The sequence below is a fragment of the Geobacillus thermopakistaniensis genome (assembly GCF_000498995.1).
Classification (GTDB): Bacteria; Bacillota; Bacilli; order Bacillales; family Anoxybacillaceae; genus Geobacillus; species Geobacillus thermoleovorans.
This window is the reverse complement of sequence record NZ_AYSF01000081.1, coordinates 14836-29719: the sequence shown is the minus strand read 5'-3', so window position 1 is coordinate 29719 and position 14884 is coordinate 14836. Positions and strand designations below refer to the sequence as shown.

13 protein-coding genes, 1 other RNA gene and 3 pseudogenes are annotated in these 14884 nt (G+C 54.3%); 3 read left to right on the top strand and 14 right to left on the bottom strand.

Going from position 1 to position 14884, the window contains the following annotated elements; translation table 11 throughout:
* The 14 genes and pseudogenes from T260_RS124230 to T260_RS124275 form a co-directional block, all read right to left on the bottom strand.
* Positions 1-1785, bottom strand: a 1785-nt coding sequence (locus tag T260_RS124230) for a transglycosylase domain-containing protein (protein ID WP_033027495.1), incomplete at its 3' end; no start/stop codon positions are given.
* A 117-nt stretch (positions 1786-1902) separates the two neighbouring features.
* Positions 1903-3601, bottom strand: a pseudogene (locus T260_RS02915) (DHA2 family efflux MFS transporter permease subunit).
* 10 nt (positions 3602-3611) lie between these two features.
* Positions 3612-4250 carry an HlyD family secretion protein gene (locus tag T260_RS124235; RefSeq protein ID WP_014195721.1) on the bottom strand — a complete coding sequence of 213 codons (639 nt, stop codon included), beginning with the start codon at positions 4248-4250 and terminating at the stop codon, positions 3612-3614.
* A gap of 3 nt (positions 4251-4253) precedes the next feature.
* Positions 4254-4694, bottom strand: coding sequence for a MarR family winged helix-turn-helix transcriptional regulator (locus tag T260_RS124240; RefSeq protein WP_011231100.1), 441 nt, complete (start codon positions 4692-4694; stop codon positions 4254-4256).
* Positions 4695-4895: 201 nt separating this feature from the next.
* A non-coding RNA gene (gene ssrS / locus T260_RS1000000139110) (6S RNA) lies at positions 4896-5084 on the bottom strand.
* Positions 5085-5147: 63 nt separating this feature from the next.
* The gene (locus T260_RS124245; protein ID WP_031213145.1) at positions 5148-6701 is read right to left on the bottom strand and encodes an acyl-CoA carboxylase subunit beta; all 1554 of its coding nucleotides are present in this window, start codon (positions 6699-6701) and stop codon (positions 5148-5150) included.
* A gap of 170 nt (positions 6702-6871) precedes the next feature.
* Positions 6872-7654 carry an enoyl-CoA hydratase gene (locus tag T260_RS124250; protein ID WP_023634453.1) on the bottom strand — a complete coding sequence of 261 codons (783 nt, stop codon included), beginning with the start codon at positions 7652-7654 and terminating at the stop codon, positions 6872-6874.
* Between the two features lie 21 nt (positions 7655-7675).
* Positions 7676-8569 carry a hydroxymethylglutaryl-CoA lyase gene (locus T260_RS124255; RefSeq protein WP_015374747.1) on the bottom strand — a complete coding sequence of 298 codons (894 nt, stop codon included), beginning with the start codon at positions 8567-8569 and terminating at the stop codon, positions 7676-7678.
* Positions 8570-8585: 16 nt separating this feature from the next.
* Complete coding sequence (locus tag T260_RS124260) at positions 8586-8798, bottom strand: acetyl-CoA carboxylase biotin carboxyl carrier protein subunit (protein ID WP_011231095.1); 213 nt, start codon at positions 8796-8798, stop codon at positions 8586-8588.
* 26 nt (positions 8799-8824) lie between these two features.
* A complete protein-coding gene (locus T260_RS0120895; RefSeq protein WP_031213144.1) occupies positions 8825-9028 on the bottom strand; it encodes a hypothetical protein in 204 nt (67 codons plus the stop codon).
* 197 nt (positions 9029-9225) lie between these two features.
* Positions 9226-10365: pseudogene (locus tag T260_RS0120890) on the bottom strand (ATP-binding protein); the annotation flags it as partial.
* 71 nt (positions 10366-10436) lie between these two features.
* Positions 10437-12071 carry an AMP-binding protein gene (locus T260_RS124265; protein ID WP_023634451.1) on the bottom strand — a complete coding sequence of 545 codons (1635 nt, stop codon included), beginning with the start codon at positions 12069-12071 and terminating at the stop codon, positions 10437-10439.
* 59 nt (positions 12072-12130) lie between these two features.
* The gene (locus T260_RS124270; protein WP_011231092.1) at positions 12131-13273 is read right to left on the bottom strand and encodes an acyl-CoA dehydrogenase; all 1143 of its coding nucleotides are present in this window, start codon (positions 13271-13273) and stop codon (positions 12131-12133) included.
* Positions 13274-13409: 136 nt separating this feature from the next.
* The gene (locus T260_RS124275) at positions 13410-14036 is read right to left on the bottom strand and encodes a TetR/AcrR family transcriptional regulator (protein WP_011231091.1); all 627 of its coding nucleotides are present in this window, start codon (positions 14034-14036) and stop codon (positions 13410-13412) included.
* Positions 14037-14294: 258 nt separating this feature from the next.
* Between T260_RS124275 and T260_RS1000000140350 the strand changes: the two are divergent.
* The 3 genes and pseudogenes from T260_RS1000000140350 to T260_RS1000000140560 form a co-directional block, all read left to right on the top strand.
* Positions 14295-14414 (top strand): annotated as a pseudogene (locus tag T260_RS1000000140350) (DNA alkylation repair protein); the annotation flags it as partial.
* 56 nt (positions 14415-14470) lie between these two features.
* On the top strand, positions 14471-14719 hold the full coding sequence (locus T260_RS124280) for a hypothetical protein (RefSeq protein ID WP_013145420.1): 249 nt from the start codon (positions 14471-14473) through the stop codon (positions 14717-14719).
* 6 nt (positions 14720-14725) lie between these two features.
* Complete coding sequence (locus T260_RS1000000140560; RefSeq protein WP_020755515.1) at positions 14726-14860, top strand: hypothetical protein; 135 nt, start codon at positions 14726-14728, stop codon at positions 14858-14860.
* Positions 14861-14884: the final 24 nt, after the last annotated feature.

Below are 14884 nucleotides of genomic sequence, written 5' to 3'. Positions count from 1 at the left end.
GTACACGAGTCCAAAAGGGGGCCGAAAATAGCCGAGCCAAAGCGCACCGACCAGCTGCGGCGTATAGCCGACCATCCATTGGTCTTTCACCCCGTCGATGCCGGGGATCGTCATTTCGGTCGACCCGGTTTTGCCCGCAAGCTCCCGCCCCGGGATGGCAGCGCGCTTCCCGGTCCCTTCGCGGATGACGCCTTCGAGCAAAAACGTCATTTGCTGCGCCACTTTCTTGGACGTGACAACCGTTCGCCGCGGCTTCCACTCCGCTACCTTGCGGCCGTAAGCATCAACGATTTTTGTAATGAGATGGCCGTCCAAACGGACGCCGTCATTGGCGAATACGGCGTACGCTTCCGCCATCTCGAGCGGCGAGACGCCGCGGGACATGCCGCCGAGCGCGATGCCGAGCTGGCGGTCCTCTTTTTCCAACGGCAAACCAAACCGGTGCAGCGCCTCCATCCCTTTGTCAAGGCCGATTTCGTTTAACAGCCAGACGGCCGGCACATTGAGCGAATGGATGATCGCCTCATACATCGTCACCGTGCCGCGGTGCGTGTGGTCGTAGTTTTGCGGGCGGTAGCCGCCGAGATTAAGCGGCTCGTCTTTGAGCAGCGAAAACGGCCCGTACCCTTGTTCGAGCGCCGGCGTGTACACGGCGAGCGGCTTGAGCGTTGACCCCGGTTGACGCCTGAGCTCTGTGGCGCGATTGAAACCGCGGAACACATGGCGGCCGCGGCCGCCGACAAGCGCCTTCACCCCGCCCGTTTTCGGGTCGAGCAGCACTGCTCCGCTTTGGACAGGCACACCGTCCGGGCTTGATGGAAACAGCGAATCATTCGCATACACGGCTTCAAGCGCTTGTTGCATGTTCGGGTCAAGCTCCGTGTAAATGCGGAGCCCCCCGGAAAGGACATCGCTTTGCGTCAGGCCGTATTGTGCAATCGCTTCGTGGATTAGTTCATCGACGTAGTACGGATATTTTCCGGCATACGGGTCGCGTTTTGGTTCCTGTTGAATGGCAATGTGCTCGTTTTTCGCGGCGATCCACTCTTGATCATCGATATAGCCTTGTTCTTTCATGAGCGACAAGACGACATTGCGCCGGGCGACCGCCTTATCGTAATGACGGACCGGCGATAAAGCGGACGGTGCTTTGATGAGACCAGCCAACATGGCGGATTCGCTTAGCGTCAACTCAGAAACGTCTTTGCCAAAGTACGTTTTCGCCGCGCTGGCCACCCCCCACGCCCCCGCACCGAAATAAATGCGATTGATGTACATTTCTAAAATTTCTTGTTTGCTGTACGTGCGCTCAATTTTTTGTGCGATCAACCATTCCTTCCATTTGCGTGTCAACGTTTTTTCATTCGTTAAAAAGACGTTTTTCGCCAGCTGTTGAGTGATCGTGCTGCCGCCCTCGACCCACGCCCCGGCGCGAATGTTGCGCCACATCGCGCGCAAAAGCCCATAATAATCGACGCCATCATGCTCGTAAAAGCGGCGGTCTTCCGTCGCGACGATGGCCTCAAGAAAATAGTTGGGCACCCTGTCGATCGGCACTTCTTCGATGTTTGCCGCCGCGAGCTTGCTCGCGATGCGGCCGTGTTCATCATAAATGATTGTCGCTGCCGGCAACGGTGTTTCCAAGGCGGCAATGTTTTGTCGATCAATCGCCCACTCGAGCGCAGCAACAACGGCGGCCAAAGCCAAGGCGGCGACAACGAGCGCCTGCAGCCAACACCGTCTTCGTCTTGTTTGTCTCATTTGCTGCCTGCTTTGCGCCTCCACAATGTTCCCCCCTGTCTCTTCGTCACGATTATACGATTCGCAGCCGGCCGCCCGTTTTCGTCTCTTTTCCATGGCTCAAAACAAAAAAGAAGCGGCCGTGTGCGCCGCTTCCCTTGTTTACGCCGATGGCGATTTCTGCTTTTTTCCTTTTAAGAAAAACGCCATGACGAGCGCCACCACCGTTAAGCCAGTAGCGACGAAAAAGGCGTCGTTGATCCCCTCGACCGTTGACCGTTGCTGCACAAGTCCATACAACAGCTGAGCGATCGCCTCATCACTTGGGATGGCCTGTTTCAGTTGGCCGACAAGGCTCATGAACAACGGATTGTTTTCCGTCATTTCATTGCGATAAGCTTCCACATGGAATTTCGTCCGGTTGGACATGATCGTCACCAAAAACGCCGTCCCGAGCGAAGCAGCCACTTGGCGAATCGTATTCGACATCGCCGTGCCGTGGCTGTACAGATGGCGCGGCAAGGCGTTTAACCCTTCGGTCATAATCGGCATCCCGAGCATCGACATGCCGAACATGCGGAAAATGTAAAGCCAAATCAACTGGCTGTATGGCGTATCCATCGTCAGCTTGCTGAACTCCCACGTCGTCACGGCGGTGATGATCAAGCCAACGATAGCGAGCATCCGCGCGCCGATGCGGTCAAACACCCAACCAGAGATCGGCGACATCACCGCCATGACGATCGCCCCCGGCAGCAACAGCAAACCGGCATCGAGCGGCGTAAAGCCGCGCAAGTTTTGCAAATACACCGGAAGCAAGACCATGGCGGCAAACATCGCCATGTTAATGACCGAACCGATGACGGTCGCCAACGTAAACACTGGGTAGCGGAACACACGGAAATTGAGCACCGGATGCTCCGAGCGCAGCGAACGCCATGTGAACATGATGAGGAACAAGGCGCCGATGACAAGCGAAACAACCACTTCCGTCTCGCTCCATCCTTTGCTTCCGGCCTCGCTGAAGCCATACAGAACGCCGCCAAACCCGATCGTGGAGTAGACCGCCCCTTGCACGTCCAGCACTGGATTGCCTTTACGCGGCGTATGTTTCAGCCAGACGGAGGCGAGCACAATGTCTAAAATCGCGATCGGCAACACGACGTAAAACAACAGCCGCCATGTATAATGTTCAACGATCCAGCCAGACAGCGTCGGCCCGACCGCCGGCGCAAACATCATGGCGATTCCGACCGTTCCCATGGCCACCCCGCGGCGTTCCGGCGGGAAAATCGACAACATAATGACCATCATCAGCTGCATAATAATGCCGGCCCCGACCGCTTGTGTCAACCGCCCCGTGAGCATGACGGCAAACGACGGAGCGATCGAGCAGACAAACGCGCCGATGGCGAAAAACGACATGCCCGATAAAAACAACCGTTTCGCTGGAAACTTGGCGATTAAAAACGGGCTGATCGGGATGAGCACCCCGTTGACGAGCATATAGCCGGTCACGAGCCATTGAATCGTCGACGTTTCCACGTTGAAATCTTGCATCATATGCGGCAAGGCGACGTTGATCAACGTTTGATTCAAAATGGCGACAAACGCGCCCAGCATGACCGTCGCCACAACCTTTTTTCGGCTTGCTTTTAATTAAACCANAACGGGAAGAATAAAACCGTGCCGAAAACGACGGCTCTGCTTTCGTTTCCGCTAACGGTTGAGCGTTGGCTTCCGCCGCTTCATCCGCCGCCTTCCCTGCGGCTGAAGCCGGCTTGCGGCGGCGCAGCGCGATGTTGACCGCCGCCAAAACCAAAACGGCAAACACAATATAACCAATGACAAATGTTGTCATCTTCCATCACCTACTTATGGATGCGGACGGTGACGTTCATGCCCGGCACAAGTCCGGCTCCGCTGTAGTTGTCAATGGAAATCGTCACCGGGATGACTTGGGTCACTTTCGTGTAGTTGCCGGTCGCATTGGAACTTGGCAGCAGACTGAACGTATTCGCTGTCGCGTTGCCGATTTTTTCGACTTTGCCGCTGAATTTGCGATCCGGATACGCATCGACATAAATATCGACGTCTTGCCCGATTTTCACGTCTTCAATATCCGTCTCTTCAATATTCGCCGTCACCCACAAATCGTTCAAATCAAACCCGCGGGCCAGCGGCATCCCCGCGGCGACAAACGAGTCCTTGACTGCGTTTTGCTGCACGATCGTCATCCGATGCGGCACTGTCACCGGAATCGTTGTTTTGCCGTCAAACACCTCGCCGATTTCTTCCCCAGCTGAGAAGGTTTTTCCCGTGTCGCCCCGCCAGGATGTCAGCTTCCCGGACAGCGGCGCAGCGACGGAGATGACCTGGCCGTCGATGCGGGCGTTGTCCGTTTTAATGTAGTTCGTTGCTTCATTCACATAGTAGTAGGCGGCAAAGCCTCCACCGACAAGCAAAATGAGCACAATGATGTTCAGCGCAACCAATCGTTTCACGTTCACCGTCTATTCCTCCCCGAGTAAAATCGCTTTAATTTTTTCATGAAGATGCAAAAACTGTTCAATCTCCTCTGGAGAGACGAGTTCTTGAATGCGGCCAAGCCGCCGGCGCAGCACCGACTGCTCGCCAAACGCTTCCGACACCGTCTCTTTTCCTTTTTCCGTCAAACTCAAAATGACCGCGCGCCGATCTTGCTTTGACGGCTCACGGACAACAAGGCCGGCGCCGACGAGCCGGTCAACCGTGCCGCTGACATTGCTGTTGCTTAAGTTTAATTTTTCCGCCAAGTCATTCAGGCGAATATGCTCTTTTTTCAGCAGCGTATATAAGACGATCAGCTGCACCTCTGTCACCCCGACGCGGGCGGCGTCCTCGCGGATGAGGCGATAAAGCGCCTTTTGCGTCCGGAAGACAGCGTACATGATGTCCCGGCTGATCCCTTCCATTCATCCCCCTCCTTGCCTCATCTTTCTTGTTGGAATAGTTTCAATACGAATTATTCCTGCACGAAATATGATTATAACATGAAAACAGGGAAAATCAACTATATTGTTTCATGTCTTTTTGAGAAAACATACGCAACGAAAAAGAGTCCAACCGGATGTTTTGCATCCAGTTGGACTCTTTTGCCAACTCCTCATTCGTGAATCCGCGCCGCTGTTGCCGTTGGCTGAATGCAGTTTCTCAACCACGCTCCACCAGGTGGGTGTTCGCAGAAGCGTTCCTGCCGTCCTCCATCACGAATATTGAGGCATGACATTCCCGCTTCAATGTAGAACTCCCTTTTGATTGCCATCGGTTGAAACTTCATTCTACAACGCACAACGCAGCAACGGATTGGTGATTATTATGATACATGATCTGCCGTCCCTTGGCAAGAGGGACAGCCATCCATTTTTTCAAACTGGATACACCCCATGCTTCCGCTCAGAAAAGACCATATACTTGGACATATACGCGTCAAATCGGCGGATGAGCTCGTTGCGCAAATCGTTCGGCGCGACGATTCCGTCAACGACCAATTCGGAAGCGAGCCGATAAATATCGATGTCGCGCCGGTATTCCTCGCGTTTTTGTTCGACAAATGCCGCACGCTCTTCTGGCGGCAGCTCGGCAATTTTGTTGGCGTAGACGGCGTTGACGGCCGCTTCCGGCCCCATGACGGCGATTTGCGCGTTCGGAAGCGCCAAGCAGCAATCCGGTTCAAACGCCGGTCCGGCCATCGCGTACAATCCGGCGCCGTACGCTTTGCGGACGATGACCGAGATCTTCGGTACGGTGGCTTCCGACATGGCCGCGATCATTTTCGCCCCATGGCGGATGATGCCGACCCGCTCGACTTTCGTGCCGATCATAAAGCCAGGGACGTCGGCCAAAAACAGAAGCGGGATATGGAACGCGTCGCAAAGCGTGATGAATTTCGCCGCTTTATCAGCCGAATCGTGGAACAATACGCCGCCTTTGACGCGCGGCTGGTTGGCGATGATGCCGATCGGCTGGCCGGCAAGGCGCGCCAGTCCCGTAATGATTTCTGGCGCAAACAGTTTTTTGATTTCACAAAACGATCCTTCGTCAATGATCCGCTCAATCAAATCATACATGTTGAACGGCGCATTTTGGTTTTCTGGCAAAATGTCCTCGATCGTTTTGTCAAACGATTTCGGCGGCTTCGCCTCGACCACCGGCGGCTTTTCGCTGTAATTGGACGGAAAATACGACAAATAACGGCGTGCATAGGCAATCGCTTCTTCTTCGGTTTTCACGAGCACGTCGCCGCAGCCGGAGACGGTGCAATGCATGCGGGCGCCGCCCATCTCTTCGAGCGTCACTTTTTCCCCAATCACCATTTCCGCCATGCGCGGCGAGCCTAAGTACATCGAGGCATTGCCTTCGACCATGATGACGATATCGCAAAACGCCGGAATATAAGCGCCGCCGGCTGCTGATGGACCAAACAACAGGCACACTTGCGGCACTTTGCCGGACAGCTTCACCTCATTGTAAAAAATGCGCCCCGCCCCGCGCCGGCCGGGAAACATTTCGATTTGGTCCGTAATGCGTGCGCCGGCCGAGTCCACCAAATAAATGATCGGGCAGCGCAGTTTTTCCGCCGTTTCTTGAATGCGGATGATTTTTTCGACGGTGCGCGCTCCCCACGAGCCAGCTTTGACGGTCGAATCGTTCGCCATCACGCAGACGGTGCGGCCATTGATTTTGCCGATGCCGGTCACAACTCCATCAGCCGGCAAATCGCCCGCCAAACAGTTGGCAAACAATCCGTCTTCCACTTCCAAACCGTTATCAAGCAGCAAGTTCAGCCGCTCGCGAACAAACAATTTCCCTTGGGCGGCGTTTTTTTCATGATATTTTGGCGCCCCGCCTTTCTTGATTTCCGCCGCTCTTTTCTCCAGCTCCGCTGCGAGCGTGTCTTGTTGATTGGCTGTTTCCTTCATCTCTTTGTTTCCCCTCCTTGTTTTGATGGATCTTGCTGTTCCATCCCGCTTGTTCGGCTGGAGCAAGGTTGGATGCCGTGTTTTATTTATCGCTGTGAAAAGGCCGATGCGGCGCAAGCGCTCCGTGCGGCTTCCTCCTTCCAAACCGCCCCCTCCTTGTCCAAGCGGGCTTACTCGCCTTTGTACACCGGCTTCCGCTTTTCTTTAAACGCCTGCAATCCTTCCAACCGGTCTTTCGTCGGAATGGTCGCCTCATAGGCGAGCTGCTCAATCGCGAGGCCCGTCTCCAAATCAACGTTGAATACGCTTTGGATCGCCCGTTTCGCCTGACGGACGGCTATCGGCGCATTGTCAGCGATTTGTTGCGCGAGACAAAGCGCACGCTCCATCAGCTCGGAGCGCGGCACCGCGTATTCGACAAGGCCGATTCGCTCGGCCTCTTTGGCGGTGATGCGCTTTGCGGCAAAAATCAATTCTTTCGCTTTTCCGATGCCGACAAGGCGCGGCAGCCGCTGCGTCCCCCCCGCTCCCGGAATGATGCCAAGCGACGTTTCCGTCAACCCAAGCTGAATATCGTCGGCAGCAAACCGAATGTCGCAAGCCAAGGCAAGCTCCAACCCGCCGCCAAACGCCGAGCCGTTTAAAACGGCGATGACCGGCTGCGGCACTTTCTCGACCTCATTGATCGTTTTGCTGATTAAGGCAACGGTTTGCCGCACTTCCGTTTCATTCATCCCCGCCCGCTCTTTCAAATCAGCGCCGGCGCAAAACACCTTGTCTCCTGCCCCGGTCAACATGACAACGCGCACGTCTTTGCGAAATTTGATCTCCTGAAAGAGCGCGCCAAGCTCGAAAAGAAGCGCTCTTGAAAGCGCATTGGCCGCTTCCGGACGGTTTAATGTCACAATGGCGATGCCGTTTTCTTGTGTTTCAAACGATACAAGTGTGCTCACGTTTTCTCCCCCCCCTTATGATCAAACCGTTTGCAAATAGCGGCTCGGAAGCGGGCGGCCGATTTTATCGCGGATAAACAAAGCCGCTTTCGTCAGCTGCTCGACATCGATGCCGGTTTCAATCCCCATGCCGTGAAGCATATATACTAAATCATCGGTGGCGACGTTTCCCGACGCTCCGGGAGCGTACGGACAGCCGCCGAGGCCGCCGAGCGAGCTGTCAAACGTCGTAATCCCCATTTCCATTGACACTAAAATATTGGCCAGCGCCGTCCCTCTCGTGTCATGGAAATGCATCGCGATCCGATCAGCCGGAAAACGGCGGAGCACGATTGTGAGCACCTCTTCGACTTGCTTGGGCGTCGCGACGCCAATCGTATCGCCAAGCGACAGTTCGTCAACCCCCATCGCCAACAACCGGTCCGCCACCATCAGCACTTGATCGACGGCGACAGGCCCTTCATACGGGCAGCCAAAGACGGTGGAAACGTAGCCGCGCACCGTTTTTCCTGCTTGTTTTGCCGTTTTCACGACCGCTTCAAGCACCGGAAATGTGGCAGCGATCGTTTTGTTAATATTTTTTTGGTTGTGCGTTTCGCTCGCTGACATGAAGACGCCCACTTCATCGACCCCGGCGCCAAGCGCCCGCTCAAGCCCCTTTTCGTTGGGGACGAGCGCCGCATACGTGACGCCGGCTTTTCGGCGAATGCCCGCTGCCACTTCAACGGCGTCCGCAAGCTGCGGAATCCATTTCGGATGGACGAAGGAAGTCACCTCAATGTACGACAGCCCCGTTTCTGACAATAGGTTGATCCAAGCGATTTTATCGGCGGTCGCGATCGGCGTTGCTTCGTTTTGCAGGCCGTCGCGCGGGCCGACTTCTTTGATCGTCACCTTCGCCGGCCATCGGCTCATGCTCTGCTCCCCCTTTTTACTCAATCTCGACAAGCACGTCGCCTTCGTTCACGAAATCTCCTTCCTGCACGTGGATGTGCTTCACGACGCCAGACGTTTCCGCGGCAATCGGAATCTCCATTTTCATCGATTCCAAAATGACGACATCTTGCCCTTCTTCCACACGGTCACCGACGGCGACGACAATTTTCCATACACTTCCTGCCATCGTTGCGGTTATTTGATTCATCATTTCTTCCCCCATTCATTTCTGCTTCATTTCGTTTTTATTGGTTTCCAATGTTTCGAAAGGAAATCGGTCGTCGTATCCCCCGCTTGAAACGCCGGATGGGACAACACGGCCTCAAGCAGCGGAATGTTCGTTTTAATCCCTTCAACGCGATAGTCTCGAAGCGCTTCGAGCAAGCGTTCAATCGCCGTTTGCCGATCCGGCCCTTTGGCGATCAATTTCGCGATCATCGGTTTTCGGCCTCCTTTTTGTTTTCTATACTCCCTCTTAGCTCAATTGATGGTATAATCTTCTTGAAAAGTAAAAGGGGGAGTTTTCAATGAGGAAAATCAAGATNAAATTTCAGTTTTAAAGTACTTAAGTAGAAATTAGAGTAGATATACGTTACTAAAATGATATATCCTATACTATTTGGATTGAAAGATTAAAACTTCGCCGAAAAGATGCCGCTTTGAACCGCCGTTTCATGACGAATCCATTCGCCTTGTGGGGCGGAAAACACCGTAATGCGGCCGGGCGACGGGTAAAACGTGTTCGGATCTTCGGCATAAATGCGCACTTCAATGGCGTGACCGTCGCGGCGAATCTCTTCTTGTTTATAGCGGAGCGGCTCGCCGGCGGCGATGCGCAGCTGCTCTTCGACGATGTCGATGCCGGTGATTTCTTCTGTCACCGGGTGCTCGACTTGCAGCCGAGTGTTCATCTCAAGAAAATAAAAATTTTTCTGTTCATCGACGAGAAATTCAATGGTACCGGCATTTGCATAACCGATGTAACGCGCAGCCCGCACCGCCGCCTCCCCCATCTTCCGCCGCGTCTCTTCATCCAAAAACGGCGACGGCGCCTCTTCGACCACTTTTTGGTGGCGGCGTTGGATCGAACATTCACGCTCCCATAAGTAAACACAGTTGCCATTTTGGTCGGCAAGAAGCTGAATTTCAATATGGCGCGGGCGTTCAATATATTTTTCAATGTACATCGTCCCGTCGCCGAAAAACGAAGCGGCCCGTTTTTGGCTCCCTTCAAACGCTTGGCGCAGCTCAGCTTCATCGCGAGCGATATGCATGCCGATGCCGCCGCCGCCGGCTGACGCCTTCAGCATGACTGGATACCCAATCGAAGCCGCCGCTTTGGCCGCCTCATCGGCGCCATCAAGCGCAAAGGAGACGCCCGGGACGATCGGCACGCCGGCTTTTTCCATCGTCCGCCGCGCTTCGATTTTGCTGCCCATCGCCGCAATGACGTCCGCCTTCGGACCGATGAAGACGATTCCTTCTTCCTCGCAGCGGCGGGCAAACGCTGGATTTTCCGACAACAGCCCGTAGCCGGGATGGATCGCCTCCGCTTTCGCCGTTTTGGCAACCTCAATGATTTTTTCGATATTTAAATAGCTTTCCGCGACGCGCGGCTTGCCGATCAAATACGCTTCATCCGCGAGCGAGACATGAAGCGAATCGGCGTCTGCTTCGGAATAAATGGCAACCGTTTGAATGCCGAGACGTCGGCACGTGCGGATGACACGGACGGCGATTTCGCCGCGGTTGGCAATCAACACTTTCGAAAACATCGTCTCACCCTTTCTTAAAAGTACAGGTGCCGGCGCCGGACGGTTCGTCCGCCCGGCGCGGCGGTTTAGGCTTAGGTTGTTAAGCCGAGGCGCTGTTTCGCCATTTCCCGCAATTTGAATTTCTGAATTTTCCCAGATGCCGTCATCGGGTACGAGTCGGTAAATTCGATATAACGCGGGATTTTATGCCGGGAAATGTTGCCGCGGCAAAACTCGCGAATCTCCTCAGCGGTCGCCGTTTCGCCGTCTTTTAAGATGATCCACGCCATCACTTCTTCACCGTATACCTCATCCGGCACGCCGACGACTTGAACGTCCAAAATTTTCGGATGTTTGTACAAAAACTCTTCGATTTCGCGCGGATAAATGTTCTCCCCGCCGCGGATGATCATATCTTTCAGCCGGCCGGTGATGCGGCAGTAACCGTTTTCATCCATCGTCGCCAAATCGCCGGTATGCAGCCAGCCGTCTTGGTCGATCGCTTCATTTGTCGCTTCCGGATTGTTGTAATACCCTTTCATGACATGATAGCCGCGCGTGCACAGTTCCCCTTGCACACCCCGCGGCACTTCCTTGTTCGTGCCCGGCTCAACGATTTTCACTTCCACGCCCGGCAAGGCGCGGCCAACCGTTTCGACACGCAGCTCAAGCGGATCGTCGGTGCGCGTTTGCGTGATGACTGGGGACGCTTCCGTCTGCCCGTAGGCGATCGTAATGTCTTTCATCCCCATTTTCTCGATGACCGCCTTCATCACTTCGACCGGGCAAGGAGAACCGGCCATAATGCCCGTGCGCAGCGACGACAAATCGTATTTGGCAAAATCCGGGTCGTTGAGCTCGGCGATGAACATCGTCGGCACGCCGTGAAGCGCCGTGCACCGCTCCGCTTCCACCGTCTCGAGAACCCGCTTCGGATGGAACTCCACAACCGGCACCATCGTCGCCCCGACCGTCACGCATGCAAGCGTGCTCATGACGCAGCCGAAGCAATGGAAAAACGGCACCGGAATGCACAATCGATCGCCTTCGCCAAGTCCCATGCATTGCGCCACTTGGTGGGCGTTGTTGACGATGTTGTAATGCGTCAACATCACCCCTTTCGGGAATCCAGTCGTCCCGGACGTGTATTGCATGTTGATCACATCGTGCGGGTCGAGGCTCTCCATCCGTTCATCGAGTTCTTCTTCCGATACGTCGTGCGCCATCGCCAAGATGTCGTTCCATGTAAACATGCCCGGGTGCCGTTTGTCGCCAAGAAAGATCACGTTTTTCAACTTCGGCAGCCGTTTCGATTGCAGCTGTCCGGGCGCCGACGTGCGCAGCTCGGGAACGATTTCATATAAAATATCGATATACGACGAGTCGCGATATTGCTCAATCAAAAAGAGCGTCGTCGAGTCGGACTGCCGAAGCAAATACTCAAGCTCCGCCGCGCGGTAGTTCGTATTGACCGTAACGAGCACCGCTCCCATTTTGCCGGTCGCAAACTGGCAGGCGATCCATTCCGGGACGTTCGTCGCCCAAATGGCGACATGCTCCCCTTTTTCGATGCCAAGCCGCATCAACCCGCGCGCAACGAGGCGGCAATAGTCGTTAAACTGCCGATACGTCAGACGCAAGCCGCGGTCGGCATACACGACCGCCTCGCGATCCGCATATTGCCTGGCTCGCTCTTCCAACAATTTCCCCACAGTCACCGTCAACATCGGCCGTTTCCTCCCCTTTGTCCGAATTCATTGTTATGGATATGCAGGCATTTCCGCTTTTAGCATCCCAGTTGGCGGGCGATGACGAGCCGTTGGATTTCTGATGTGCCTTCGCCGATTTCCATGAGCTTGATATCCCGCAAATGGCGCTCAACGCCGTACTCTTTCATATAGCCGTATCCGCCGTGAATTTGAATCGCCTGGTTGCAGACGCGGAACCCCATTTCCGACGCAAACAGCTTGGCGAACGATGCTTCTTTTGTAAACGGTTTCCCTTGGTCTTTCAACCAAGCCGCCTTGTACACCATATTGCGGGCAAGCTCAATTTCCATCGCCATGTCAGCGAGCTTAAACTGGATCGCTTGAAACTTGGAAATCGGCTGGCCAAACTGAACGCGTTCTTTCGCGTATTGAAGCGCTTTCTCAAACGCCGCTTGCGCGATGCCGACGGCTAAAGCTGCGATGGAAATGCGGCCGCCATCAAGCGTGTACAAAAACTGTTTAAACCCTTTTTGCGGGTCGCCCAAGACGTTTTCTTTCGGCACGCGGACGTTCTCGAAAACAAGCTCGCACGTATTGGACGCGCGCACGCCCATCTTGTCGTAATTCGAACGGATCGTAAATCCTGGGGAGTCAGTTGGCACGATGAGAGCGGTGATGATGTTTTTGCCGCGCGCATCTTTGCCTGTCACGGCGGTGACAATGACTTGCCGCGCGTATTGGGCGTTCGTGATCCAGCATTTTTCGCCGTTGATGACATATTCATCGCCATCGAGCACCGCTGTTGTGCGCGTGCCCCCAGCATCGGACCCGGCGTTCGGCTCCGTGAGCCCAAAAGCGCCAAGCGTCTCTCCTTTGGCCATCGGCACGAGCCATTTTTGTTTCTGCTCCTCTGTTCCAAAGTAATAAATGGGACTCGCCCCAAGTGACACGGCGGCCGCATAGCTTAGCCCGGTGCCGCCGCAGGCGCGGCCGATTTCCTCAACGGCGATGGCATACGAAATCGTATCGCCTCCAGCGCCGCCGTATTCTTCCGGAAACGGCAAACCCAATAGCCCCAACTCGCCCATTTTGCGGAAGACATCCAGCGGAAAATGCGCCTCTTCATCCCATTTCGCCGCGTATGGGGCAATTTCCTTCTCAGCAAAGTCGCGAACCATTTCTTTAATCATTTGTTGCTCTTTTGTTAATGAAAAATTCATCCTGTCCCTCTCCCCCATAGAAAATGTTCTATCATTTGAACCGACTAGTCGGTTTTAGTAAGAAAACGAGTGTAAACGGTTTTGATTTTTGAAGCGTTTTCAAAACCGACTAGTTGGTCTGTATACGATCAACAACTTATTCGGCGGCCGGCCGCAACAAAAACCGCGCCGCCGCTGGGTTTTCTGGTGTGCGGAGCACCGCATGCAAAATGAAATCGGCAAAATACGCCGCGATCTCCTCAATTGACAACGGACCATCCGGATTGTACCATTTGTATGTCCAGTTGACCATGCCGATAATGGACATGCCAGTAATCTCCACCGACAGCTCCGGACGAAACTCGCCGGCCTCGATTCCCTCGCGGATGACGCGAAAAATAATTTGTTTAAATTCTTCGCGCTTTTCATTGATCGGTTCGGCGTATTCCGGTTTTAAGTACGTGCTTTCCTGGTAAAACACGGTGATGTGTGGTTTATACAAATGAAACACTTTGACAAACGACTGAACGATGGCGTACAAGCGCTCGGTCGGCGTAGGGAAGCCCTCATACGCCTCCTGCGCTTTTGTCAGCGCATACGTAATAAAGACGTCATGAATATGGTAAAGCAACTCGTCTTTTGATTTAAAATTATGGTAAAACCCGCCTTTCGACGTATCGCTTTCCGCGACGATGCGGTCGACCGTCACGCCATGGTAGCCATATTTCTCAAACAAATGAAGAGCGGTGTCGATAATGCGGTCTCGAAGCGGTTTCTCTGCCATAACAGTCTCCTTCGCCTGAACTGTAAAACATTTCGAAAAAAGCAAAATCTTCTTCTTGTTTATTAAGATACTCGACAGTTGCAGCCATTGTCAACAAAAATCGTTCCGGCGCCCGAAAAATGGAGGCGTCTTTCGCCGCACATCGTCCGATCGGCTGCGCGAGCCCTATCCCCTAGCCGCACGAACTGAAACAAAACAGATGACCTATACATAATCACGGCCGTTTTTCCAAAAGATAAAAACCGGAGGTGGCTTTCATTGGAACCGATGCTATGCCCAAACTGCAAAACGAACCGGACGCGGTTTCATCTCATTGAGCAGCACCCGCGTGCGGTCAAGCTCGATCCGCACACCGGCGACATCGAGCACGAATTTTCGGCCGACTTTTGGCGGACCGACNTTTTCCAAAAGATAAAAACCGGAGGTGGCTTTCATTGGAACCGATGCTATGCCCAAACTGCAAAACGAACCGGACGCGGTTTCATCTCATTGAGCAGCACCCGCGTGCGGTCAAGCTCGATCCGCACACCGGCGACATCGAGCACGAATACACAAACGAAGCGCTCGAACCGTTCCATCTCCCATACCGCGGCCCGAGCTACCGCGTCCAATGCGGCGTCTGCGGGCTGATCGAAGATGCGGACATGTTCATTCAGCGCGCTAAATCGTCTCCATTGAGGTGATTCGATATGGCGAACAAAAAACAAACACCTTCTTCCATCGCTGACCAAAAACAGCTCGTCAACGACAAGGCAAAAGCGATGCGGGAGCACGGCGGCGAGCACATTCGCCGCGGCACGCCCAACGGCGCAGACGGACAATAACCGCCAGCCTGCTTTTGTACACAA